The following is a 24,797-nucleotide window of genomic DNA, read 5'->3' as shown; positions in this document are numbered from 1 at the left end:
TGTTGCTGCAAAAAGCCCGTCGCGCCGTAGACACTGCGAGTAATGCGGGCGACGGGCTCATCTTCGGCCCGCAAACGGTGGTAAGCCACCGTGCGTACCGGGGCCCCTCGGGGGTCGAACGCCGTAAGCGCGGGGGTATGTCGGTGCAAGGAAGGCATGGCGCGTCACCTGATTGGCACAAGGGAGCAATCAGGCTAAAGCGCCGGGGTTGGCGGGGTGCGGTAGTTATTGGTTGCGGGGTGTCGCGGGCTTGCATCAGTGCGAATCCTTGCCATCACACCACTCAGCCAAGGCGTGCCCTGAGCCACTGCCAATGCATAGCACCCTAATTAAAAGCCCGGACTAGAGGCCTTGGCGCGGCTCTGTATCATTCTGAATGATATTGATCTTCGCTGGGTTCGATTCGTGTGCAGCCACGCGCGACAGCATTATCCGCCCCATCTCAACAGCTTGGCGGATCTCCCTCTCATGGAACAGTCACTTAAACAGTTGCGCTTCCCACTGGCGGCCTTGGCCATCGTGGTGATGAGTGCATGCGGCAAAACTCCACAAGCGACTGCTCCTGCGACTGCGGCAAAGGTCAGCGTGGCTCAGGTGCTTGAACAGCCAGTCAATGAATGGGACGAATTCACGGGGCGCCTTGAAGCGCCCGAAACCGTTGAAATTCGTCCGCGCGTATCCGGCCAGATTGATCAGGTCGCCTTCACCGAGGGCGCCCTGGTGAAAAAAGGCGACGTGCTGTTCCAGATTGACCCGCGTCCGTTCCAGGCCGCGGTGCGTCAACTCGAAGCCCAACTGCAACAGGCCCGCGCCAGCGCGTCACGCAGCGAAAACGAAGCCCAGCGCGGCGAACGCCTGCGTCAGAGCAATGCCATTTCCGCCGAACTGGCCGACTCGCGCAGCACCGCCGCCCAGGAAGCCCGCGCCGGGGTTGCCGCCATTCAAGCGCAACTGGACCTGGCCAAACTCAACCTGAGCTTTACCCGCGTCACCTCACCGATCAGTGGGCGGGTCAGCCGTGCCGATATCACCGCCGGTAATATCGTCACCGCCGATGTCACGCCGCTGACCAGCGTGGTGTCTACCGACAAGGTCTACGCCTACTTCGACGCCGACGAACGCGTGTTCCTCAAGTACGCGCAACTGGCCCGCGACGGCCAGCGCGGTCAAGCCACACCGGTGTACCTGGGCCTGTCCAACGAGGAAGGCAACCCGCACCTGGGCCAGATGAACTTTGTCGACAACCAGGTCAACCCCAAGACCGGCACCATTCGCGGTCGCGCCGTGTTCGACAACAGCAAGGGCGACTACACGCCGGGCTTGTACGCCCGCCTGAAACTGGTGGGCAGCGGCACGTATTCGGCGGTGCTGATCGACGACGAAGCCGTGGGCACCGACCTGGGCAAAAAATTCGTGCTGGTGATGGATGCCAATAACACGTCGGCCTACCGCGCCGTAGAGCTGGGCCCGAAACTCGAAGGCCTGCGCATTGTGCGCAGCGGCCTGAACAAGGGCGACACGATTATCGTCAAGGGCTTGCAGAAAGTACGCCCCGGCTCGCCGGTCACCCCTGAAGTGATCCCGATGGCCACTGAACAGACCCTCGCCGCACTGGCGCAACAACGACAAGCCCTGGAAGCCAGCAACCTGCCCCCGGTCAAGCCCGCCATTGGCGCGCCGAAGCTGGCCAGCGTTACGACTCCTCGCGGTTAAGGGACGAACACTCCGATGAATTTTTCCCAGTTCTTCATTCGGCGGCCGATTTTCGCTGCCGTGCTGTCTTTATTAATCCTGATTGCGGGCGGCATTTCGCTGTTCCAATTGCCGATCAGCGAATACCCGGAAGTGGTGCCACCGACCGTGGTCGTGCGCGCCAACTTCCCGGGTGCCAACCCCAAGGTTATCGGCGATACCGTCGCGGCACCGCTGGAGCAAGCCATTACCGGCGTTGAAAACATGTTGTACATGTCTTCACAGTCCACCGCTGACGGCAAGATGGCCCTGACCATCACCTTTGCCCTGGGCACAGACCTGGACAACGCCCAGGTGCAGGTGCAAAACCGTGTGACCCGAACCCTGCCCAAGCTGCCGGAAGAAGTCACGCGCATCGGCATTACAGTGGACAAGGCCTCGCCCGACCTGACCATGGTGGTGCACTTGACCTCACCCGACCAGCGCTACGACATGCTGTACCTGTCCAACTACGCCATCCTGAACATCAAGGATGAACTGGCGCGGCTCAACGGTATTGGTGACGTGCAACTGTTCGGCATGGGCGACTACTCGTTGCGCGTATGGCTGGACCCGAACAAAACCGCGTCACGCAACCTCACGGCAACTGATGTGGTCACCGCGATTCGCGAGCAAAACCGTCAGGTAGCGGCCGGTGCCTTGGGTGCGCCGCCGTCGCCAAATGCCACCAGCTTTCAATTGTCGGTCAATACCCAAGGCCGCCTGGTTACGGAAGAAGAGTTCGAGAACATCATTATCCGCTCGGGGGATGATGGCCAGATCACACGCCTCAAAGACATTGCCCGGGTGGAACTGGGCTCCAGCCAGTACGCCCTGCGCTCGCTGCTGAATAACCAGCCGGCCGTGGCGATCCCGATCTTCCAGCGCCCGGGTTCCAACGCGATCCAGATCTCCAATGACGTTCGGGCCAAGATGAATGAGCTTAAGCAAAGCTTCCCGGCCGGCATGGACTACGAGATCGTCTATGACCCGACGATTTTCGTGCGAGGCTCTATTGAAGCCGTGGTGCACACGCTGTTTGAAGCGCTGATTCTGGTTGTGCTGGTGGTGATCCTGTTCCTGCAAACCTGGCGCGCCTCGATCATCCCGCTGGTGGCGGTGCCCGTGTCGCTGATCGGTACATTTGCCGTCATGCACATGCTGGGCTTCTCGCTCAACGCGCTGTCGCTGTTCGGCCTGGTGCTGGCCATCGGTATCGTGGTGGACGACGCCATCGTGGTGGTGGAGAACGTCGAGCGAAACATCGAACTGGGGCTCGCCCCCGTGGAGGCTACTCAACGGGCCATGCGCGAAGTGACCGGCCCGATCATCGCCACCGCTCTGGTGCTGTGTGCGGTGTTTGTACCGGCCGCGTTTATTTCGGGCCTCACCGGGCAGTTTTATAAGCAGTTCGCCCTGACCATTGCGATTTCGACCGTGATCTCGGCGTTCAACTCGCTGACCTTGTCGCCAGCGCTGGCCGCGGTGTTGCTTAAAGGCCATCACGCGCCGAAAGACCGCTTTACCCGTGTGCTGGACCGGCTGTTGGGTAGCTGGCTGTTTGGCCCGTTCAACCGGTTCTTCGTCAAGGCCAGTAATGGTTACGTAGGCACTGTACGGCGGATTATCCGTGGCAGCGGCATCGCCATGCTGGTGTACGCCGGCCTGATGGTGCTGACATGGGCCGGGTTTGCCCACACGCCGACCGGGTTTGTGCCTGCGCAAGACAAGCAGTACCTGGTGGCCTTCGCGCAACTGCCGGACGCCGCGAGCCTGGACCGCAGCGAAGCTGTGATCAAGCGCATGTCCGATCTGGCCCTTAAGCAGCCGGGTGTGGCCAACTCGATTGCCTTCCCCGGCCTGTCGATCAATGGCTTCACCAACAGCCCGAACAGCGGCATCGTGTTTGTGGCCCTCAAGGACTTCAAGGAGCGCAAAGACCCGAGCCAATCGGCAGCGGCGATTGCAGCCACCTTGAATGCCCAGTTTGCGGATATCCAGGAAGCCTATATCGCGATCTTCCCGCCACCGCCGGTACAAGGCCTGGGCACCATCGGCGGGTTCCGCCTGCAGGTCGAAGACCGTGGCGGCCTGGGCTATGACGAGCTGTATAAAGAAGTGCAAAACGTCATCGCCAAGAGCCACGGCGTACCGGAACTGGCGGGCCTGTTCACCAGCTTTACGGTGAACGTGCCGCAAGTCGATGCCGCCATCGACCGCGAAAAGGCCAAAACCCACGGCGTAGCGATCAACGACATCTTCGACACCCTGCAGATTTACCTGGGTTCGCTGTATGCCAACGACTTCAACCGCTTCGGGCGTACCTATCAGGTCAACGTACAGGCCGATCAACAGTTCCGCCTTGACGACAGCCAGATCGGCCAGCTGAAAGTGCGCAACAACAAAGGCGAGATGATCCCGCTGGCGACCTTTATCAAGGTCAGCGACACCGCTGGGCCTGACCGCGTTAGCCACTACAACGGCTTTATCACCGCCGAGATCAACGGCAATGCCGCGCCGGGCTACAGCTCGGGCCAGGCTCAGGCGGCGATCGAGAAACTGCTCAAAGAGGAACTGCCTAACGGCATGACTTACGAGTGGACCGACCTGACCTATCAGCAAATCCTGTCGGGCAACACCGCGCTGTTCGTGTTCCCGCTCTGCGTGCTGCTGGCGTTCCTGGTGCTGGCCGCGCAATACGAGAGCTGGAGCCTGCCGCTGGCGGTGATCCTGATCGTACCGATGACCCTGTTGTCCGCCATTACCGGGGTGATTCTGTCGGGCGGTGACAACAACATCTTCACTCAGATCGGCTTGATCGTACTGGTGGGCCTGGCATGCAAGAACGCGATTCTGATTGTCGAGTTCGCCAAGGACAAACAGGAAGAAGGCCTCGACCCGCTGGCCGCCGTGTTGGAAGCCTGCCGCTTGCGTCTGCGGCCGATTCTGATGACCTCGTTTGCCTTCATCATGGGCGTGGTGCCCTTGGTGCTGTCCAGCGGTGCCGGTGCTGAAATGCGCCATGCGATGGGTGTGGCGGTGTTCTCCGGGATGCTGGGGGTCACGTTCTTCGGCCTGCTGCTGACGCCGGTGTTCTATGTCCTGATTCGCCGGTATGTGGAGCGCAGTGAAGCGCGCAAAGCTGCCAGGCACCTGAAGCTGGAGTCGCAACAATGAGCGTGAAACTGTTTATGCCGAGCCTGTTGGTGCTGGCCTTGAGCGCCTGTGCCGTCGGCCCGGACTACAAAACGCCGGACACCGCGCCGGCACAGATCAGTGCCGGCAACCTGAAGGGCTTTGACCGGGCGCATTTTGAAGGCATCTGGTGGCAGCAGTTCGACGACCCGACCCTCAATCAGTTGGTCACCGAGTCGCTGGCGGGCAACCGCGAGTTGCGCGTCGCCTTTGCCCGCCTGCGGGCGGCCCGGGCGATTCGCGATGACGTCAGCAACGACGCCATGCCCACCGTCACCAGCCGCGCCAGCAGCGATGTGGGCAAAGGCCAGGTACCCGGCCAAACCGAAAAACGCGTCAACAGCGAGCGTTATGACCTGGGCCTGGACATGGCCTGGGAGATCGACCTGTTTGGCCGTATCCAGCGCGAGTTGGAGGCCAGCGACGCCGACGAGCAGGTGGCCGCCGCCGACCTGTACCAGTTGCAGGTCACGATGATTGCCGAGCTGGTGGATGCCTACGGCGAGCTGCGGGGCGCGCAGTTGCGTGAACGCATCGCTCTGGACAACCTGAAAAACCAGCAGGACTCCAAGACCATCACCGAAAGCCTGCGCGACGCCGGTGTCGGCGACCAATTGGACGTGATGCGTGCTGATGCGCGCCTGGCGGCGGTTGAAGCCAGCGTGCCGCAACTGCAGGCCGAGCAAGTGCGCGAGCGTAACCGCATTGCCACCTTGCTGGGGCAGCGGCCGGAACAGTTGAACATCGACCTGAGCCCCAAACAGCTTCCGGCCATTGCCAAAGCGTTGAATATCGGCAACCCCGGCGACCTGTTGCAACGTCGCCCGGACATCCTCAGCGCGGAACGCAAACTGGCAGCGGCCACCGCCCGTATTGGCGTGGCCAAGGCCGACCTGTTTCCACGGGTCAGCCTGAGTGGTTTCCTGGGCTTTACCGCCGGGCGCGGCTCGCAAATCGGTTCGGCGGCGGCCAATGCCTGGGCACTCGGCCCGCGCATTACCTGGCCGGCGTTTGACCTTGGCAGCGTGCGTGCACGTTTGCGCGGTGCCGATGCTCAAGCCGAAGGCGCACTGGCCAACTACGAACAGCAGGTGCTGTTGGCATTGGAAGAGTCGGAAAACGCCTTTAGCGACTACGGCAAACGGCAACAACGGTTGGTGTCGTTGATTCGCCAGAGCGAATCCAGCCGTACCGCTGCCGACCTGGCGGCCATTCGCTACCGCGAAGGCACGGTGGATTTCCTCGTGTTACTCGATGCCCAGCGTGAGCGGCTGGCGGCTGAAGACAGCCAGGCCCAGGCCGAAGTGGAGTTATATCGCGGCGTTGTCGCGATCTACAAAGCCCTGGGCGGCGGCTGGCAAGTCGACACCCTGGCCAGCGTGAACTGATTTAACCCCTGTTTTAAAGCGCTCCTTTGGTTGGCCGCAACCAACCATTTTTTAGCCCCGCAATCATTCGGCTGCGGGGCTTTTTTTGCGTGCTGTTCCGCCCCCGCGCGCCTTGAGTGCACTGGCAAGGCGTTTGACTCCAAGCGCCCTCATGTCCCAATCTTGCGCTTCATCCATACGCCTGTTTCTGGATATTGCATGTCCCAGCCTCACCGCTACCTTGTTATCAGCCTGCTGTCGGCCTTTATTGCCATGGGCCTGTGGTTCTGGATGCGCCCCGCACCGACCGTAGCGCCCGCCACCGCGCATCAAAACTACGCTGCCTCGCTGGCCATGGCGCATAACGGTCAACCGGGGGCTGCTCGCGTGCTCTACCGGCAACTGATGCGCACCGACCTCACCGACATTCGCCGTGCTGACCTGCATGCCGAGCTGCCCAACTACCCGAGCCCGCGGGCACTGAAACTGGCAGATGACGACTTGCAGAACCCCTCTGCGCGGGTGCGTCAGGCGGCGATCCGGAGCATTGTCGGCTTGGTGCCCAACGCCCAGCGCACCCTGTTGCTTGGCCCGTTGTTGAGCGACGAAGAACAACCCGTACGCTTCGCCGCGGCCAACGCCTTGCTGGGGTTGTCGCCGGATGAGCAAGGCCTGTACTACGGGCCGTTGCAGCAAGTGATTGACGAATACGAGCGTGACCTCAAAACCCGCCCCGAAGACCCTCAAGCCCTGGGACAACTGGCGCGGTTGTACCTGCATGAAGGCCAACTGGATGAGGCCCAGGCCACCCTGGAAACGGTCATGGCACTGGCACCGAACGACCTCAGGGCTGTCGTCGCACAGATCGATTTACTGGACAAGCGCGGCCAGCCTGACCAGGCCCGACAACTGCTGGCCCGGCAACTGGCCTCGCACCCGGACTCGGCGTACCTGCAACATGCGCTGGGCATCTGGCTGCTCAACCATGGTCAAACCGAATACGCCCTGCTCGGCTTGGCCAAGGCGGTTGAACTGGAGCCTGACAACAGCGACTACCGCTACAAACTGGCGATTGCCCTGCATGACCTCGACCAACTGGAAGCCGCCCAGCGCCAGTTGGAAGACCTGCTGCAACGCCAGCCAGCCAACCGCAAAGCGCGTGTTTTGTTAATTCGCTACTGGAAAGAGTCGGGGCAATTGCAGAATGTACAAGTGCTACTGGCACAACTCGAACAGCAAAACCCGGACGACCCGGCACTGCAACAAGGGCTGTAAACCCGGAATTGCGGTTCAGACAGGAACATCGCACCAGACGTTGCCTCACAAGATTCGTCAACGAGGGGCACGCGTTATAGGCTGACTCAAGCCTGGCCTTCGCCAAGGGGCAAGCGAACGCTGAACAGGGCCCCTTCGCCCAAGGCACTCTGGACCGTCAAGGTGCCGTTGTGGGCCGTGACGATCTGCTCGGATATAAACAGCCCCAAGCCCAGGCCGGCAGCCGCGTGACCTGCCGAAACCCGTTCAAATTGCTGGAACACCCGCTGCTGGTTTTCCGGGCTGATGCCGATGCCTTGATCACGCACATCAATCACCGCCTGTTCACCGTCACGGTACACAGAGACGTCAATGGGCTTTTTCGCCCCGTAGCGCAGCGCGTTGGTCAACAGGTTTGAGACCACTTGCTCAATCCGGAACTCATCCCAATGCCCGATGACCGGCTGGTCAGCAGTGAACGTGACACTCGACTGCGCCGCGCTGATTTGCGGTGCAAAACCCTCCAGCAACTGGCTGACCACATGGGCAAGGTCGAACTCCACCGGGCGGATAGACAGCTTGCCAGTGCGAATACGGGACACGTCGAGCATGTCTTCGATCAACCGGATCAGGCTCAGGATCTGACGCTCGTCGCGTTCAACCATGGCGTGCATTTTATCCAGGGTGAAGGCCGACGCGTTATCCCGCGCCAGGTGCAATTTGCGCAGTTGGGTTTCGAGGATCAAGCCGTTGAGCGGCGTGCGCACTTCGTGCGAAACAATTGACATAAAGTCGTCGCGCATGCGCACTGCATGTTCCAGTTCGCCTTGCGTCACTTGCAACTGGGCCAGTAACGTTTCCTGCTCGCGGCGGCTCTGTTCCAGGGCTTCGACTTGCTGTTTCATCGCCTTGCTCTGGCGATAAAGGTCGACAAACACATTGACCTTACTTTTCACCGCGTGGGTGTCCAGCGGCTTGTGCAAGAAGTCCACCGCACCGCTTTCATAGCCCTTGAAGGCATAGTTCATCTCGCGGCCCGCCGCGCTGACGAACACAATCGGGATGTTTTTGGTCTTTTCCGTACCGCGCATCAATTCCGCCAGCTCAAAGCCATTCATGCCGGGCATTTGCACGTCGAGAATGGCCAGGGCGAACTCATGCTGCAGCAACAGTGACAGCGCCTGGTCTGCCGATAACGCTTGATAAACCTGCAAGTCATCGCGCTTGATCAACGCTTCAAGCGCCAGCAGGTTTTGCGCCAGGTCATCCACGATCAATAATTTGGCTTGAATACCACGTAGTCCCATTCGATTCGTTCCAGCTTGACGGGCAGACGGCCAATGCCGTGAAAAGTAAGGTGCAGTCGATCTTGTCTGAATCACACTCACCGTTTTCGGTAGATCCGCGCATGCGCAACGACCGGGGTGAACTGTTGGCTGTACGACGAGAAGTCCAGGGTTTCCTTACTGCCCAGCATCAGAAAACCACGATGGCATAACGACTCATGAAACAACCCAAACGCTCTACCTTGAAGATTTTTATTAAAGTAAATCAACACATTACGACATGAAATTAAATTAGTTTCTGAGAATACACTGTCCGTCGCCAGGCTGTGGTCAGCAAACGTGACTGACTCACGCAGGCTCTTGTCAAAAATCGCGTAGTCATAGGCGCTGGTGTAGTAATCGGCCAACGACTGTGTTCCGCCCGCTTGCTGGTAGTTACGGGTGTAGGCGCGCATGGACTCCAACGAATAAATCCCTTGCTTGGCCTTTTCCAGCGAATGCGGGTTGATATCCGTCGCATAGATGATAGTACGATCCAGCAGGCCTTCTTCACGCAGTAAAATGGCCATGGAGTACACCTCCTCACCCGTGCTGCAACCGGCAATCCAGATTTTCAGTGACGGGTACGTCCTGAGAATCGGCACCACTTCCTGACGCAGGGCCAGAAAGTACTCAGGGTCGCGAAACATCTCACTGACGGGTACCGTCAAAAACTGCAGCAACTGCATAAACACAATCGGGTCATGCAGCACGCGCTCCTGCAAGCCCGAGAGCGTCTGGCAATCGAGCTGGTGCATCGCCTGCTGAACCCGGCGCTGGATGGACGCCCCGGCGTAGTCACGGAAGTCATAGCTGTACTTCAGGTAGATCGCTTCGATCAGTAGCCGTAACTCGATATCACTGCTTTGTAGCACTTAGAGACGTTCCATTTTCGGTAGCCATACCCGGATCAGCGAAAACAGCCGGTCCAGATCAATGGGTTTGGCCAGGTAATCATTGGCACCGGCCTGTAAACAACGCTCTTGATCATCCTTCATGGCCTTGGCCGTTACGGCAATGATCGGCAGCTTGCTCCAGCGCGGGTTCTTGCGAATTTCGAGGGTGGCTTCATAGCCATCCATCTCCGGCATCATCACATCCATCAACACCAGGTCGATGTCATCCATTTCATGCAGGCGCGCAAGGGCTTCATGGCCATTACGGCCGATAACCACGATGGCCCCCTTGTGCTCCAAAGCGCTGGTCAACGCAAAAATGTTGCGCACATCATCGTCCACCAGCAACACCTTGCGGCCTTCGAACACTTTGTCGCGGCTGCGGGCTGACTGCAGCATGTTTTGGCGGTCATGGGACAACTGCGATTCAACTTTGTGCAGAAACAGCGTCACTTCATCGAGCAAACGTTCCGGTGAGCGCGCGCCCTTGATGATGATTGAACGCGAGTACTTGCGCAGTTCGACCTCTTCATCACGGGTCAAGTTGCGCCCGGTGTACACAATCACCGGCGGGAACGAGCAGATATCTTCGGTAGACATGCGCTTGAGCAAATCACTGCCCAGCATGTCCGGCAGCTTGAGGTCGATGATCATGCAGTCGTACAGCGTGGTGCGCAGCAGGTCCAGGGCTTCCTGGGCCAGACCCACGGCGGTGATTTCGATGTCATCGTCGCCGATCAGGCGCGCAATGCTGTCGCGTTGCAGGTCGTCGTCTTCCACCAACAGCACCCGCTTGACCTTTTGTGCGAGCTTGGCTTCCAGCCGGGCAAACACCCCCTTGAGTTCATCGCGCGACGTGGGTTTGACGGCATAACCGATAGCCCCCATGTGCATGGCGGCTTCGACCCGGTCCTCGACTGAAATCACATGCACAGGAATATGCCGCGTCGAGGCCCGCTCTTTGAGGCGCTGCAACACGGTCAGGCCGGAATGGTCCGGCAAGCGCATGTCCAACAAAATGGCGTGGGGGGTATGCTCGGCCGCCAAGCTGAAGCCCTCATCCGCGCTGTGAGCAACCAGGCAGTGATACCCCAGTTCATGCGCCAGGTCGAAGAGGATGCGCGCAAAGTTCGGCTCATCTTCAATCACCAGAATACTGCGCGTGTTGAACGGGGCCTGGTCGCGGTCATCCGCAAAGCTGGCTATTTCCAGTGCCGCGACCCGAGGTGCGGGCAACCGGAGTTCAGCCGGTCGAACGGCCACGGGGGGGCTGAAAGATGCGGGCTCCGGTGCCGGTTCCTGCTCGACATACTGCTCAGGCACCACCAACGTAAACTCGCTGCCCTGCCCCGGCGTGCTGCTGACACTGATCGAGCCACCCAGCAAGGTGGCCAGGTCACGGGAGATCGACAGGCCCAGGCCCGTGCCCCCGTACCGGCGGTTGGACGTGCCATCGGCTTGGCGGAAGGCTTCGAAGATGCATTCCTGTTGATCCGGCGCAATACCAATCCCGGAGTCACGCACTGTGAACGCCACGCCAAGTCCCGGTGCACGGGCAATACTCAAGCTGACCTCACCGCGCTCGGTGAATTTGATGGCATTGGACAGCAGGTTCTTCAGCACTTGCTCCAGCCGCTGGCTGTCGGTGTAGAGCATCGACGGGGCGTCGGGTTGAATATCGATCCTGAACGCTAGCGACTTGTCGTCGGCCAGGGGTTGGAACAGGCTGCGCAGCCCCTCAGCCATGCGCGCCACGCGGGTGTTTTCGGGGCGCACTTCCAGCTTGCCGGCCTCAACCTTGGCGATGTCGAGGATGTCGTTGATCAGGTTGAGCAAATCATTGCCCGCGGAGTAAATCGACTCGGCAAACTTGACCTGCTCATCGGTGAGGTTCTGATGCAGGTTTTCCGACAACAGTTTGGCCAGAATCAGTGAGCTATTAAGCGGTGTGCGCAGTTCATGGGACATATTGGCCAGGAACTCGGACTTGTAGCGGCTGGAACGCTGCAGCTCGTCAGCTCGCTCCTCCAACTGCACCTGAGCAAGGTTGAGCTGATCATTCTTGCGGTCCATGGCGTCACGCTGCCCCGCCAAGGCCTCATTGGTCTGTTCCAGTTCTGCCTGCTGCGCTTCCAGGTGGGCCTGGGAGTCCTTCAAGTGGCGCGACTGCTCTTCCAGCTCTTCGTTGGCCGCCTTGAGTTCCTCTTGTTGCACCTGCAGTTCTTCGTTGAGTTGCTGGGTTTCGGCCAGCACTTCTTGCAGGCGCTGGCGATAACGCGCGGCTTCTATCGAGGTGCCGATATTGTCGGCAATCAGCTCCAGCAACTCGACATCCCGTTGCGTCAATGGCCGTAGAAAACCCAACTCGATCACACCGTTGACCTGCTTGTCGTCGCTGGTGGGCATGACCAGCACACTGCGGGGGCTGCCCTCGCCCAACCCGGAGCTGACCTTGAGAAAGTAATCGGCGGGCACATTGTCCAGGCGAATCATCTGCCCCTGCTGCGCGGCCTGACCGACGATGCCTTCATTGTTGTGGATCAACTGATCCTGAAGTTGCTGATCGCGGGAAAAACCATAAGTGGCTATGCGCTTCAAGCCTCCATGATCTTCACGCACATACAACGCAGCCACTACGGAGCCCAGGTACTGGGCACAAAATTGCAGAATATTGCGGCCCAACATGTTCAGGGTTAGACGCCCCAACACTTGCTCTGCCAGTTCGGTTTGCCCGTTTCGCAGCCATGCCTGCTGCTCCAGACGCTGCGCTGCTCTTGACTGTGCTTCGAGCGTTTTATTGTAACTGCTTGAAAGCTCGACCAAATCTCGACGACCTATATAGGCCAGGAATCCGCTCAAACCCAAAATGAAAATGAGGTAAAGCCCGACACTGACGACGGTGGTGGTGCTGGCTTGCGCGTTGCGAGTTGCGCGTAATTGCTGCTCAAATTGTATGAATTCGTCATATTCCTTGCGCATCTGGTCCGTCAAGCGTTTGCCTCGCCCCGCCTGCACCGGGGAGCGATAATCACCACTGTCACGACGAATCGTGACCATGGATTGGGCATACAACGCCCACTCATGCTGCAAGGCCTCAAGGCGCTTCAAACGCTCGACCTGCTGCGGGTTATCGCTCACCAACGCCTGCAGGTTCTGCAACTGCGCGGTGATTTGTGGCTTGGCCACTTCATACGGGTCCAGGAAATGCTCGTCCCCGGTGATCAGAAACCCGCGCATGCCGGTTTCAAGGTCGACGGTCAATCTGACCGCCTCATTGGCGTTGCCGATCACCCGGTCGCTGTGTTCGACCCACTTGATCACCGACAGCAAATAACTGATCAACACCACAAACAGCACAGCACTGAGCACGCCAACCGCCAACGGCAAGCCGACGTTGCGCGCCAAAAGCCTGCGAAAACTTTTCTCATCAATTAATGCAGGTGCGTTCATTTGTCAAAACCCGGGAACCGTCAGTAAAAAACCCGATTGTGCAGGATCAAGCGGGAATAGTTCTAATTTCTTATTTTCATTGGAGGTATTTCCTACAATAAAATGTATATTTTCTTGCACAATAAACGTCTTCTAACAGCAGTAAACGCTATTCTTCCCCCACGACGCCGCCCGGAGCCCGTCATGCGGCACCTCCCCCCGAGCTGTTGATGACCCCGCACGCGTTTTTTCATTTTCGAGATCATCACTATGTCTGCAACAGGCTCCACCATCCTGGTCGTCGAAGATGACGCCATAATTCGCATGCTGATCGTTGACGTGCTGCAAGAGCTCGATTACAGCGTGCTTGAAGCCGCCAACAGTGAAGATGCAATCACCGTGCTCACCGACATAGCCCAACCCATTGACCTGTTGATGACTGACGTGGGCCTGCCTGAAATGGACGGTCGGGAACTGGCCACCAAGGCCCGCGAGCTGCGCCAGGGCTTGCCTGTCCTGTTTGCCAGCGGCTCTACCGAGTACCTGACCCCCGAGCACGGCATGTCGGTCATTGGCAAACCGTTCTCCATTGATCAGTTGCGGGACAAGATCCGCAGCATCCTGAGCTGACATTTCGATTTGACGGATCCGGCGCTGCCGTGATCTCCTACACATCTTGTATCAGGTGCCCTTCACAGGGTGAAACGGGAAACCGGTGCGTCAGGCCAATCGTCTTGACCAGTCCGGTGCTGCCCCCGCAACGGTAAGCGAGAGATGCATCTAATCCACTGTGCCACCTCGGCATGGGAAGGAGGTGCAAAAAGGTTCGATGTGAACCCCTCGCAAGCCCGGAGACCGGCCTGGTTACGTCGAATAACAAACCCGCGGTGGGCGGGCGCTGTTGAACCCTGCGAGCTTCGTTCGTGGGGTTTTTCTGTGCTCTGAGGCCCGCTGCTTGCCCAAAGGGAAGCGCCATGTCTATCAGCACCAGCCAAACCCGTTCCGCGGCGTCAACCGCCACTCAAAGCCAACGCATTGTCGCCGCTGTCGGTGCTGCCGTGCTGGGGGCCTTCCTCGTTTACTTCGCCGGCTTTTCCCATATAGAAGCGGTGCACAACGCTGCCCACGACACCCGTCACAGTGCTGCTTTTCCGTGCCATTGAGAGTACCTGCCATGATTAAGCGTATTGCTCAAACGGCCGGTTTCACGGGCTTGCTGGCTGCCTTGTTGCTGACCCTGCTGCAAAGTTTTTGGGTGGCCCCGCTGATCCTGCAAGCGGAAACCTACGAAAAACCCGAAGCGTCTGAAGTGCACGAACACGCCGACACCGCCATGCCTGCTCACGCACACGACGCTGAAGCCTGGGAACCTGAAGACGGCTGGCAGCGCGTGCTCTCGACCACCGGTGGCAACCTGGTGGTAGCGGTTGGCTTCGCCCTCATGCTGGCGGGCCTTTACACCCTGCGCACGCCGACTCGCACTGCACAGGGCCTGCTGTGGGGGCTGGCGGGTTACGCCACTTTCTGCCTGGCCCCGACCCTGGGTTTGCCGCCAGAACTGCCCGGTACGGCGGCCGCTGATTTGCTGCAACGCCAGACCTGGTGGGTCGGCACAGCGGCATCGACTGCGGTGGCCATTGCGCTGGTGGTGTTCGGCAAACACTGGGCCCTGAAAATTCTCGGCGTGGTGATTGCAGTGATCCCTCATCTCCTGGGTGCGCCGCAGCCGCTGGAGCATTCAAGCCTGGCCCCGCAAGCGCTGGAGTCACAGTTCATCATTGCTTCGCAACTGACCAACTGCGCGTTTTGGCTGGCCTTGGGCGTGATCAGCGCCTGGCTGTTCCGCCGCAAACCGGAAGGCCAATACTCGGCATGATAGCTCCCGGCCGGGCACCCATCCTGGTCATTGGCCTGGGCTGTCGTCAGGGCTGCAGCGTGGAAGACTTACACGCCTTGATCCAGCAAGCGCTGGGTCAAGCCAACCTGGTGGTCGAAGCGATCAGCGCCCTGGCCAGCATTGATCTAAAACGCCAGGAGCCGGGGCTGATACAGTTAGCCGCACAACTGGACAGGCCTTTTGAAGTGTTCAGCGCCTCACAGTTGCGCCGTTATGAGCCGCATCTGAGCCATCACTCGCCCATAGCTTTTGAGCAAACCGGGTGCTGGGGCATTGCTGAAAGTGCCGCCCTGGCATTGGCCGAACAGTTGAGCGGCCACCCGGCCACACTGCTTGTTCGCCGACAAAATTCCCCTATGGCGACCTTTGCGTTGGCCTGCGCCGGGTAAAAACCGCGATAATCCCCCGCCTCACTATGAGCGTTCCTCAAGAGCGACTCACTCCCGTTCCCTTCAAGAGACTGCCATGACTGTTTACTTCATTGGTGCCGGCCCCGGTGACCCGGAGCTGATTACCGTCAAGGGCCAGCGCCTGATCCGCCGTTGCCCGGTGATCATTTATGCCGGTTCACTGGTGCCCGCAGCGGTACTGGAAGGCCATCAGGCTGTACAGGTGGTTAACAGTGCCGAGTTGCACCTTGAGCAAATAATCGAGCTGATCAGGGCGGCCGATGCTCAAGGCCAGGACGTGGCGCGCGTGCACTCCGGCGATCCCAGCCTGTACGGGGCCATCGGTGAGCAGATCCGCTGCCTGCGCGAGCTGGGCATTGCGTTTCAGATCATTCCAGGGGTGACGGCCACGGCAGCCTGCGCAGCGCTTCTAGAGGCAGAACTGACACTGCCGGACATTTCTCAAACCGTTATTCTGACCCGCTACGCGGAAAAAACCGCCATGCCCGCCGGGGAGGAACTGGCCAGTCTGGCGCAGCATAAAGCCACGATGGCGATTCATCTCGGGATTAAAAACCTGGAAAACATCGTCTGCGAACTGACGCCGCATTACGGCAGTGATTGCCCGATTGCGGTGATTCACCGTGCCAGTTGGCCAGATCAGGCGTGGGTCACCGGAACGCTGCAAGACATTGTGGCCAAGGTGCAGGCGCAAGGTTTCAAGCGTACAGCCCTGATACTGGTGGGCCGGGTGCTCGGCAGTGACACGTTCTCGGACTCATCGCTGTACCGCGCCGGGCACGCGCACCTCTATCGGCCGTAAACCTCAATCACGGGTAATCAGGCATAAAAAAACGGTGCTCACGGGGCACCGTTTTTTATGCACTGGCAGCGCACGCCCTGGGACTGATCACTCAGTAGTAGGCGTTTTCTTTCTGCGAGTGGTCGGTCACGTCACGTACGCCCTTGAGTTCAGGGATGCGTTCGAGCAAGGTGCGCTCGATCCCTTCGCGCAAGGTCACGTCGGCCTGGCCGCAGCCCTGGCAACCGCCACCAAACTTGAGCACGGCAATCCCGTCTTCAACCACTTCGATCAGGCTGACCTGACCACCGTGGCTGGCAAGCCCGGGGTTGATCTCGGTTTGCAGGTAGTAATTGATACGCTCGTTGATCGGGCTATCGGCATTGACCATTGGCACTTTGGCGTTCGGTGCCTTGATGGTCAGTTGCCCGCCCATGCGATCGGTCGAGTAATCGACCACGGCATCTTCAAGAAACGGTTCGCTGACCTGGTCGATATAGGCGGTGAAGCTGGCCAGCCCCAAAGGCAGGTCTTCCGGTTTCACTTCATCGCGCTTGCAGTAGGCAATACAGGTTTCAGCATATTGCGTACCCGGCTGGGTAATAAACACGCGAATGCCGATCCCTTCACTGTTCTGCTTCGACAGCAGATCAGCCAGGTATTCTTCAGCGGCTTGGGTAATCGTTATGGCGCTCATGGAACCTCCTCGCAGACATGGGGCGCAGTTTACGCCAATCGGCGCGCCTGACAAAGTCCTAGTATTTTTGTCAGGAAAGCCACGCCCCAAGCCGTTCAATCTATCGGCCTATTACAGGTTTTCGTACCGGTTCATGTCCAACACACCCGCCTCAACCGGGTCGGTTTCACTGATGTACTGACCGATATCATGAAAGTATTCCCAGAATTGCGGATGGCTACGGCGTACGCCCCAACGCTCGACAATGGCCTCAAACGCTGGCTGATCCTTGCTCTGCTCCATCGCATCAACAAAGGCTTGCACCTCATCTGCGGGAATATTGAACATAAAGTTGGGGTAACTGCTCAGCACGCCAGGGTAAATGGTCAGGGTGTCAAGCCCCGGCTGCAGACGGTAGGCTTCGCCCAGCATAAAGGCCACGTTGCTGTGCGCACGGTTGCGCAGCAAGCTGTACATCTCGCGCTGGCCGTCACTGCCCTGGATACGCAGCATGGTGGCTTCAGGCAATTGATTGATCACCGCCAGGCCCGCGGCCGGGCGTGACACCAGGCGGCTCAGGTATTGCTCGGCGTACTGGAACTCCTGGCTGACATTGGGCCGCGAACAATAGGCACCGGTGCAACGGTTGATCGGATCCGGGTGCGCATTCAAGGTGCCCGCACGGTCGATCAACTTGAGCGCAAAGTCGCGTTTGGGGTCTTCAGGGTCAAGGTGCATACCGGTCGGTGTGTCGGTGTCGATTTTCTCGTAGTCCAGCCACAACTTGATTTTGCCACTGTTCTGGTACCAGTCGCTGAGCATGTCGGCTCGCGAATCGGCAGGCATCAGTCGCAGGAAATTGACCTCGGCCCCATTGCGAATCAGGTCGAAGTACAACCGGGTTTGCGCCTGATGTGACACGTTGCCGAACACATCGAAGTTGACCGCCAACTGGTAATAGGTGCGCTCCAGCAGCGGGAAGTCAAACAGCCACATCGTCTTGGGCACATCACCGATCAGGCCCTTGGTGACGCTGGCACTGTCGAAGTGACGGAAGATCGTCAACATCGCGTTATCGTTACCTGCCCACAGCGTGGACCAGCTCGGTGGCGGCATGTCGGCGTAAGCTTCCTGGCGCAGCTTCACATAGGCGTTACGCTTGTCACGAAAGGCGTGCCACAGCGAAAGAATGCTGCCCACGTTGTCAATCTGCCCGGGCATGGCCAGCAACGGGGTGGCTTCGCCCCGGTAGGCCGCGTCGGTGATATAGCGGTCGCGGGCAGGCTCCTGGAACACCGCCCAGAAGTTGTCCCGGATAACGTCCGTGGCGATTTGCCCACGGCACACCGGGCCGCGAATAAAGGTGCGCACGAAATACTCGGCGTTATCCAGCATGAACTGGTAGCGCGCCACGGCCGGTATGGCTTCGAACGTGTCAAACGGGTTGGCGCGACTGCGCGGGCCGTAGCCGGGCAAGCGGTCGGTCTGCCAGTCACCGCTATAGAACAGTTGCTTGACCCGCTCCAGCTTGCGCGCACCCATCGGGTAGGTGATGTGGGTCTTGTGAACAATGACTCCTTGCACGGGCATCATGCGGTAGTAAAACGTCGTGCCCGGGTCATCATTCGGACGGCGCGTGGCGATCAGGTCAATAGGTTGACCACTGGGGGTACGCGAGCGCACCCACTGGAAAAAATGCCCCGGCACACCGTTGTCGAAATAGGCATGGGCCAGGAACCAGTGCTCATACAACCAGCGGCCTACCAACGCTTCGCTTGCGCCGGGGCGGTTGAGCAGCGCTTCCCACTCGGCAATTTGCGCCGCTTCGGTCGCACTCGGGACGATGGCATGCGGGTCGACCGGCGCACCCGCAGCCAACCAGGCCTGCAAGGTGGAATACTCAGTGGGCGACAGCCCGGTGACCGCCAGCGGCATGCCCTGACCAGGATGATTCTGAGCGTAAGCGTCGAACTCTCCCGGCGTTGCGCAAACGTTCTGACGGTTCAGGCCCAGCACAATGTTTGCGGGCAACTTGGCATTCGGCGTCACCGGCGCGCTGTGCCCCAGTTCCAGCATCCGCGCCATCAATGAAGCCTGCGCACCCTGCGCATCCAGCACCGAGTAGAAGCCCTTGCGCCGCCATTCATCCGGGCCGTTGGCATCGTAAAACAGCCGCGTGGGCGGTACAGCGGTGGTGCGGTCCCCTTGGTACACAGGCACTTTGCTGGCCCCACGGGTGGCACCCTCTGCGCTCCCCAGGTTGAGTTGGCAGGCCGCGTCGTTACACGCATGGCAGGCAACGCATTTCTGGGTGAGGATCGGCTGAATGTCCCGGCTGTAAGAAACCGCCGGACTCGCAAGCGGGACTTGCCCGACTGCGGTACTGCACACCACCAGCGTCACAGCGCTGGCGAGAAGGCGAAAAAACATGTGCCATGGTCCTGATATTAAAAGTGTCGCGATTCTACCTGTGCTGCGCGCACTGCAACATGAATGGATTTCATGCAAATCCGAAAACGATCAAATCCCGCGCAGGTTTGTTATGCTTTGCCATCTTTTGCATGGCTCTAAACAGGTAGTCCTATGTCCGACCGCAGCGCTCGTCTCCAAGCACTTCAGCAAGCCCTTAAAGAGCGCATTCTGATTCTCGATGGCGGCATGGGCACTATGATCCAAAGCTACCGTCTAGAGGAACACGACTATCGTGGCACACGCTTTGCCGACTGGCCGAGCGACGTCAAGGGCAATAACGACCTGCTGGTCATCACGCGCCCGGATGTAATTGGCTCCATTGAGAAAGCCTACCTGGATGCCGGTGCCGACATCCTCGAAACCAACACGTTCAACGCCACTCAGGTGTCCCAGGCCGACTACGGCATGCAGGCACTGGCCTACGAGCTAAACGTCGAAGGCGCACGCCTTGCACGCAAAGTCGCAGACGCCAAGACCCTCGAAACCCCGGACAAGCCGCGTTTTGTGGCCGGCGTTCTGGGCCCGACCAGCCGTACCTGCTCGCTGTCGCCCGACGTCAACAACCCCGGCTATCGCAACGTCACCTTCGATGAACTGGTGGAAAACTACACCGAAGCCACCCGTGGCCTGATCGAAGGCGGCGCCGACCTGATCCTGATCGAAACCATTTTCGACACCCTCAACGCCAAAGCGGCCATTTTCGCCGTTCAGGGCGTGTTCGAAGAGCTGGGCGTCGAATTGCCCATCATGATCTCCGGCACCATCACCGATGCCTCGGGCCGGACCCTGTCGGGCCAGACCACTGAAGCGTTCTGGAACTCGGTCAGCCATGCCAAGCCGATTTCGGTGGGCTTGAACTGCGCACTGGGTGCCAGCGACCTGCGTCCGTACCTTGAAGAACTCTCGAACAAGGCCGGCACCTATGTGTCGGCGCACCCGAACGCCGGCCTGCCCAACGAATTTGGCGAGTACGACGAATTGCCGGCCGAGACCGCCAAGGTCATCGAAGAATTTGCCCAAAGCGGCTTCCTGAACATCGTGGGCGGTTGCTGCGGCACCACGCCGGGCCATATCCAGGCTATCGCCCATGCCGTGGCCGGTTACGCGCCGCGCCAGATCCCGGACATTCCCAAGGCTTGCCGTCTGTCGGGCCTTGAGCCGTTCACCATTGATCGCAGCTCATTGTTCGTCAACGTCGGCGAACGTACGAACATCACAGGCTCCGCCCGCTTCGCCCGGCTGATCCGCGAAGACAACTACACCGAAGCCCTGGAAGTGGCCCTGCAACAAGTTGAAGCCGGTGCGCAAATCATCGACATCAACATGGACGAAGGCATGCTGGACTCGAAGAAGGCGATGGTCACCTTCCTCAACCTGATTGCCGGCGAGCCGGACATCTCCCGCGTGCCCATCATGATCGACTCCTCCAAGTGGGAAGTGATTGAAGCCGGCCTCAAGTGCATTCAGGGTAAAGGGATTGTCAACTCGATCAGCATGAAAGAAGGCGTCGAGCAATTTATCCACCACGCCAAGTTGTGCAAACGCTATGGCGCTGCGGTGGTGGTGATGGCGTTCGACGAAACGGGCCAGGCCGACACCGAGGCGCGCAAAAAGGAAATCTGCAAGCGCTCCTACGACATCCTGGTCAATGACGTCGGTTTTCCGCCGGAAGATATCATCTTCGACCCGAACATTTTTGCCGTGGCCACCGGCATCGAAGAACACAACAACTACGCCGTGGACTTCATCAATGCCTGTGCCTACATCCGCGACGAACTGCCGTATGCCCTGACCTCGGGCGGCGTGTCCAACGTGTCCTTCTCGTTCCGTGGCAACAACCCGGTGCGCGAGGCGATTCACTCGGTGTTCCTGCTGTATGCGATCCGCAACGGCCTGACCATGGGTATCGTCAACGCTGGCCAGTTGGAGATCTACGACCAGATCCCGACCGAACTGCGCGATGCGGTGGAAGACGTGGTGCTCAACCGCACCCCGGACGCCACCGACAACCTGCTGGCCATTGCCGACAAGTACAAGGGCGACGGCAGTGTCAAGGAAGCCGAAACCGAAGAGTGGCGCGGCTGGCCTGTGAACAAGCGCCTTGAACATGCGCTGGTCAAGGGCATCACCACCCATATCGTCGAAGACACTGAAGCGTCGCGCCTGTCCTTCGCCCGCCCCATCGAGGTGATCGAAGGCCCGCTGATGTCGGGCATGAACATCGTCGGTGACCTGTTTGGCGCGGGCAAAATGTTCCTGCCGCAGGTGGTTAAATCCGCCCGCGTGATGAAGCAGGCCGTGGCCCACCTGATTCCGTTTATCGAGCTGGAAAAAGGCGACAAGCCCGAGGCCAAGGGCAAGATCCTGATGGCCACGGTGAAGGGCGACGTGCACGACATCGGCAAAAACATTGTGGGCGTGGTGCTGGGCTGTAACGGCTACGACATTGTGGACTTGGGCGTGATGGTGCCTGCCGAGAAAATTCTGCAGGTGGCCAAAGAGCAGAAGTGCGACATCATCGGCCTGTCCGGGCTGATCACCCCGTCGCTGGATGAAATGGTGCACGTCGCGCGCGAGATGCAGCGTCAGGACTGCCACCTGCCGCTGATGATCGGCGGTGCCACCACGTCCAAAGCGCACACGGCAGTCAAGATCGAACCCAAGTACCAGAACGACGCGGTGATTTACGTCACCGATGCATCCCGTGCGGTGGGCGTGGCCACGCAGTTGCTGTCCAAGGAACTCAAGGCCGGCTTTGTGGAAAAAACCCGCGCCGAGTACGTCGACGTACGCGAGCGCACTGCCAACCGCAGCGCACGTACCGAGCGCCTGAGCTACGCCGCATCCATTGCCAAGAAACCACAGTTCGACTGGGCCGCTTACACGCCGGTCGTGCCGACGTTTACCGGTGCCAAGGTACTGGACAATATCGACCTGAAAGTGCTGGCCGAGTACATCGACTGGACGCCGTTCTTTATCTCCTGGGACCTGGCCGGCAAATTCCCGCGCATTCTCACGGACGAAGTGGTCGGTGAAGCTGCCACCGCGCTGTATGCCGATGCACAGGAAATGCTCAACAAACTCATCGATGAAAAACTCATCAGCGCCCGTGCCGTCTTCGGCTTCTGGCCGGCCAATCAGGTCAACGATGACGACCTGGAACTGTACGGTGACGATGGCCAGCCCATCGCCAAACTGCATCACTTGCGCCAGCAAATCATCAAAACCGACGGCAAGCCGAATTTCTCGCTGGCCGACTTTGTCGCCCCCAAAGACAGCGGCATCACCGACTATGTGGGCGGGTTCATCACCACCGCCGGCATTGGTGCCGAAGAAGTGGCCAAGGCATACCAGGACGCGGGCGACGACTACAACTCGATCATGGTCAAGGCCCTGGCAGACCGCCTGGCCGAAGCCTGTGCCGAATGGCTGCACCAGCAGGTACGTACCCAATACTGGGGATACGCCAAGGACGAGCAGTTGGGTAACGAAGAACTGATCAAGGAACAATACAGCGGTATTCGCCCGGCACCAGGCTACCCGGCTTGCCCGGATCACACCGAAAAGGCCACGCTGTTCACATTGCTGGACCCTGAAGCGCAAGAAATGCGGGCGGGTAAAAGCGGCGTGTTCCTGACCGAGCACTACGCCATGTTCCCGGCGGCAGCGGTCAGCGGTTGGTACTTTGCGCACCCTCAGGCGCAGTACTTTGCGGTAGGCAAAGTCGACAAGGACCAGATCGACAGCTACACCGCCCGTAAAGGCCAAGACCTGAACGTGACCGAACGCTGGCTGGCCCCGAACCTGGGGTACGACAACTAAACCCCGGAGCCGCACACCTGTAGCCGTTGTCAGCGGTGTTCCTGCCTGGCTTCACGACGCCTTCGGCGCCGGACGTAGCCTCGCATGGCTCGTCAACGACTACAGATGTAGTCGCTGACGCAGGTCTTACGATTGCGCAGCGATCGCAAGGCCTGGTCTCTACGGTGCCAGTGCCTGCAGCACCGTTTGGATTGAGAAGGGGTAGCGGTAACTGGGCGGTTTACCCTGCGCCGAGTAGTCGGCAAACGTCAGCGGGATGCCGTTCTGATGAGCAGCTTGCAGCAAATGCCCGGCCTGCTCCGGTTCAATTAACTGCAACACCGGCACGAGCCGGTCCCGCCCGCCATAACGCGCCGTATCAATGCCCTTGCTGTCATCACTGAGCAGCACCATCGCCCAACCGCCCAATGTAAAGTGCCCGGCCACCAATGCACTCAGTCGCCCGTCCATCCTTGCTTCAAGGGCCGGGATTGAACTGTTGACTGCACTGAACAACACATCACGGCCCGGGATCCGCCCCGTCTCGCTCGCTGCACGCATTGCCCCGAACGCCATCTCATCATTGGCCGCCCACACCAGCTTCGTGCCGGGATAACGCTTGAACAACTGTAACGCCTGATCGTAGGCCCGCTGCTGACTCCATTGACCGTAGACCTTTTGCCGCAAGCGTACCTGCGGGTGCTCCTTCAATGCCCTTTGCATGCCCTTTTCCCGCAGGATAGACGCCGGGGTGTTTTTAACCCCGGAGAACGCCAGCAAACCAAGGGTTTGATCCGGCTTGAGCGGGCCATGCTGACGTAGCAGCTCCTTGAGCATCAGGTAACCACCCTCCTCGTCATTGGTGGCCATGCTGCCAATCAGGCCGGAAACTTTCGCCGCCTGTGCCCCTATCCTGCTGGCCTGCTCAGAGCTCAGGGGGTTGTTGACGATAAACAGCTTGACCCCGCTGCCCTGAGACAGGCGCAGAATCTGCGGGGCGATGTACTGCTCATTGGTAAACACCAGATAGTCAGGCCGATCAGGCCCTTGAAGGGCTTCACGCGCCTGCATGATTGACCGCTCCGGGATGCGCTGACCGTATTGGATCTGCAACTCCAGGCCCAGCTCATTGGCCGCTGTCTGCATAAACTGCGAATAGCTGACCCAGAATGTTTCGTTGGCTTTGCCGGGGTTGAGAAATAGCACCTTGGCAGCGTGCACCGCACCAGAGAACGGCAGGCACGCCATCAAGACGAACTGGCAAAAAAACTTGAGCATTGGCACCGGTCCCTGGCGAGTATTACAGGCACAATACCATTACGCTGATCAGGGCGACGACAGACTGGACTAAAGCCGTAGAGCTACGTGTGGTTGCTCCAAAATACCGCGGCGGCCACCACCAGGATGACCAGAAAGACAATGGCCCACGCATCAACCTTGCCCGGATTTTTACGCACTTTCGCTGGAGTACTCATCGCATCGCCTTTTTTTGGGTTTATGGGTGAATGCTTGAAGACTTCAGTGGAGTTAAGCCCAGTAATACCCTTCTTACAAGTAAGGCAT

16 protein-coding genes and 1 riboswitch are annotated in these 24,797 nt (G+C 59.3%); of the genes, 10 read left to right on the top strand and 6 right to left on the bottom strand.

Annotated elements, in window-relative coordinates:
* Window positions 1-468 precede the first annotated feature (468 nt).
* From mexE to Q1W15_RS17070, 4 genes are all read left to right on the top strand, one after another.
* On the top strand, window positions 469-1,713 hold the full coding sequence (gene mexE, locus Q1W15_RS17085) for a multidrug efflux RND transporter periplasmic adaptor subunit MexE (RefSeq protein WP_300730446.1): 1,245 nt from the start codon (window positions 469-471) through the stop codon (window positions 1,711-1,713).
* A 15-nt stretch (window positions 1,714-1,728) separates the two neighbouring features.
* Window positions 1,729-4,908 carry an efflux RND transporter permease subunit gene (locus Q1W15_RS17080; protein WP_300730444.1) on the top strand — a complete coding sequence of 1,060 codons (3,180 nt, stop codon included), beginning with the start codon at window positions 1,729-1,731 and terminating at the stop codon, window positions 4,906-4,908.
* Window positions 4,905-6,314, top strand: coding sequence for an efflux transporter outer membrane subunit (locus Q1W15_RS17075; protein ID WP_300730442.1), 1,410 nt, complete (start codon window positions 4,905-4,907; stop codon window positions 6,312-6,314). The genes Q1W15_RS17080 and Q1W15_RS17075 overlap by 4 nt, the downstream gene beginning before the upstream one ends.
* Window positions 6,315-6,512: 198 nt before the next feature.
* Window positions 6,513-7,568, top strand: coding sequence for a tetratricopeptide repeat protein (locus tag Q1W15_RS17070; RefSeq protein WP_300730440.1), 1,056 nt, complete (start codon window positions 6,513-6,515; stop codon window positions 7,566-7,568).
* Window positions 7,569-7,654: 86 nt separating this feature from the next.
* Here the strand turns inward: Q1W15_RS17070 and Q1W15_RS17065 are convergent, their stop codons facing one another.
* The 3 genes from Q1W15_RS17065 to Q1W15_RS17055 form a co-directional block, all read right to left on the bottom strand.
* Window positions 7,655-8,854 (bottom strand): hybrid sensor histidine kinase/response regulator, encoded by a 1,200-nt coding sequence (locus tag Q1W15_RS17065; protein WP_300730438.1) that lies wholly within the window; start codon window positions 8,852-8,854, stop codon window positions 7,655-7,657.
* Window positions 8,855-8,931: 77 nt separating this feature from the next.
* Window positions 8,932-9,747 (bottom strand): protein-glutamate O-methyltransferase CheR, encoded by an 816-nt coding sequence (locus tag Q1W15_RS17060; protein ID WP_300730436.1) that lies wholly within the window; start codon window positions 9,745-9,747, stop codon window positions 8,932-8,934.
* Entirely contained in the window at window positions 9,748-13,218 is a 3,471-nt protein-coding gene (locus tag Q1W15_RS17055; protein ID WP_300730434.1) for a response regulator, read from the bottom strand.
* Between the two features lie 249 nt (window positions 13,219-13,467).
* Between Q1W15_RS17055 and Q1W15_RS17050 the strand changes: the two genes are divergently transcribed.
* The 5 genes from Q1W15_RS17050 to cobM all read left to right on the top strand — a co-directional run bounded on the left by Q1W15_RS17050 (window position 13,468) and on the right by cobM (window position 16,306).
* A complete protein-coding gene (locus Q1W15_RS17050) occupies window positions 13,468-13,827 on the top strand; it encodes a response regulator (RefSeq protein WP_300730432.1) in 360 nt (119 codons plus the stop codon).
* Between the two features lie 36 nt (window positions 13,828-13,863).
* A riboswitch (cobalamin riboswitch) is annotated at window positions 13,864-14,076 on the top strand.
* Window positions 14,077-14,171: 95 nt separating this feature from the next.
* Entirely contained in the window at window positions 14,172-14,360 is a 189-nt protein-coding gene (locus Q1W15_RS17045) for a CbtB domain-containing protein (RefSeq protein WP_300730430.1), read from the top strand.
* Window positions 14,361-14,371: 11 nt separating this feature from the next.
* Window positions 14,372-15,073 (top strand): CbtA family protein, encoded by a 702-nt coding sequence (locus Q1W15_RS17040; RefSeq protein WP_300730428.1) that lies wholly within the window; start codon window positions 14,372-14,374, stop codon window positions 15,071-15,073.
* Window positions 15,070-15,483: a cobalamin biosynthesis protein gene (locus Q1W15_RS17035; protein ID WP_300730426.1), complete on the top strand. Its 414-nt coding sequence runs from the start codon at window positions 15,070-15,072 to the stop codon at window positions 15,481-15,483. The genes Q1W15_RS17040 and Q1W15_RS17035 overlap by 4 nt, the downstream gene beginning before the upstream one ends.
* A 76-nt stretch (window positions 15,484-15,559) precedes the next feature.
* On the top strand, window positions 15,560-16,306 hold the full coding sequence (cobM, locus tag Q1W15_RS17030) for a precorrin-4 C(11)-methyltransferase (RefSeq protein WP_300730424.1): 747 nt from the start codon (window positions 15,560-15,562) through the stop codon (window positions 16,304-16,306).
* A gap of 91 nt (window positions 16,307-16,397) precedes the next feature.
* Here cobM and nfuA read toward each other — a convergent pair whose 3' ends face one another.
* Together nfuA and Q1W15_RS17020 are read right to left on the bottom strand one after the other, a co-directional pair.
* Window positions 16,398-16,982 (bottom strand): Fe-S biogenesis protein NfuA, encoded by a 585-nt coding sequence (gene nfuA, locus Q1W15_RS17025; protein WP_300730423.1) that lies wholly within the window; start codon window positions 16,980-16,982, stop codon window positions 16,398-16,400.
* Window positions 16,983-17,093: 111 nt separating this feature from the next.
* A complete protein-coding gene (locus Q1W15_RS17020) occupies window positions 17,094-19,391 on the bottom strand; it encodes a fatty acid cis/trans isomerase (RefSeq protein WP_300730421.1) in 2,298 nt (765 codons plus the stop codon).
* A 153-nt stretch (window positions 19,392-19,544) separates the two neighbouring features.
* Between Q1W15_RS17020 and metH the strand changes: the two genes are divergently transcribed.
* Window positions 19,545-23,255 carry a methionine synthase gene (gene metH / locus Q1W15_RS17015; RefSeq protein WP_300730419.1) on the top strand — a complete coding sequence of 1,237 codons (3,711 nt, stop codon included), beginning with the start codon at window positions 19,545-19,547 and terminating at the stop codon, window positions 23,253-23,255.
* Between the two features lie 159 nt (window positions 23,256-23,414).
* On the opposite strand, the gene Q1W15_RS17010 is transcribed toward metH, so the two are convergent.
* Entirely contained in the window at window positions 23,415-24,512 is a 1,098-nt protein-coding gene (locus tag Q1W15_RS17010) for an ABC transporter substrate-binding protein (RefSeq protein ID WP_300730417.1), read from the bottom strand.
* Between the last annotated feature and the right edge of the window lie 285 nt (window positions 24,513-24,797).

Source organism: Pseudomonas sp., from assembly GCF_030150285.1.
Taxonomy (GTDB): domain Bacteria; phylum Pseudomonadota; class Gammaproteobacteria; order Pseudomonadales; family Pseudomonadaceae; genus Aquipseudomonas.
The sequence above is the reverse complement of the archived record's forward strand: the minus strand, read 5'-3'. Positions and strand labels throughout refer to the sequence as shown.

Excerpts from the sequence above, each read along its gene's own strand:
- Q1W15_RS17050 (WP_300730432.1), top strand. The coding sequence starts at position 13,468 with ATGTCTGCAACAGGCTCCACCATCCTGGTCGTCGAAGATGACGCCATA.
- Q1W15_RS17040 (WP_300730428.1), top strand. The coding sequence starts at position 14,372 with ATGATTAAGCGTATTGCTCAAACGGCCGGTTTCACGGGCTTGCTGGCT.
- Q1W15_RS17075 (WP_300730442.1), top strand. The coding sequence starts at position 4,905 with ATGAGCGTGAAACTGTTTATGCCGAGCCTGTTGGTGCTGGCCTTGAGC.
- Q1W15_RS17035 (WP_300730426.1), top strand. The coding sequence starts at position 15,070 with ATGATAGCTCCCGGCCGGGCACCCATCCTGGTCATTGGCCTGGGCTGT.
- Q1W15_RS17070 (WP_300730440.1), top strand. The coding sequence starts at position 6,513 with ATGTCCCAGCCTCACCGCTACCTTGTTATCAGCCTGCTGTCGGCCTTT.
- nfuA (WP_300730423.1), bottom strand. The coding sequence starts at position 16,982 with ATGAGCGCCATAACGATTACCCAAGCCGCTGAAGAATACCTGGCTGAT.
- Q1W15_RS17020 (WP_300730421.1), bottom strand. The coding sequence starts at position 19,391 with ATGTTTTTTCGCCTTCTCGCCAGCGCTGTGACGCTGGTGGTGTGCAGT.
- Q1W15_RS17065 (WP_300730438.1), bottom strand. The coding sequence starts at position 8,854 with ATGGGACTACGTGGTATTCAAGCCAAATTATTGATCGTGGATGACCTG.
- Q1W15_RS17080 (WP_300730444.1), top strand. The coding sequence starts at position 1,729 with ATGAATTTTTCCCAGTTCTTCATTCGGCGGCCGATTTTCGCTGCCGTG.
- cobM (WP_300730424.1), top strand. The coding sequence starts at position 15,560 with ATGACTGTTTACTTCATTGGTGCCGGCCCCGGTGACCCGGAGCTGATT.
- Q1W15_RS17055 (WP_300730434.1), bottom strand. The coding sequence starts at position 13,218 with ATGAACGCACCTGCATTAATTGATGAGAAAAGTTTTCGCAGGCTTTTG.
- mexE (WP_300730446.1), top strand. The coding sequence starts at position 469 with ATGGAACAGTCACTTAAACAGTTGCGCTTCCCACTGGCGGCCTTGGCC.
- metH (WP_300730419.1), top strand. The coding sequence starts at position 19,545 with ATGTCCGACCGCAGCGCTCGTCTCCAAGCACTTCAGCAAGCCCTTAAA.
- Q1W15_RS17010 (WP_300730417.1), bottom strand. The coding sequence starts at position 24,512 with ATGCTCAAGTTTTTTTGCCAGTTCGTCTTGATGGCGTGCCTGCCGTTC.
- Q1W15_RS17045 (WP_300730430.1), top strand. The coding sequence starts at position 14,172 with ATGTCTATCAGCACCAGCCAAACCCGTTCCGCGGCGTCAACCGCCACT.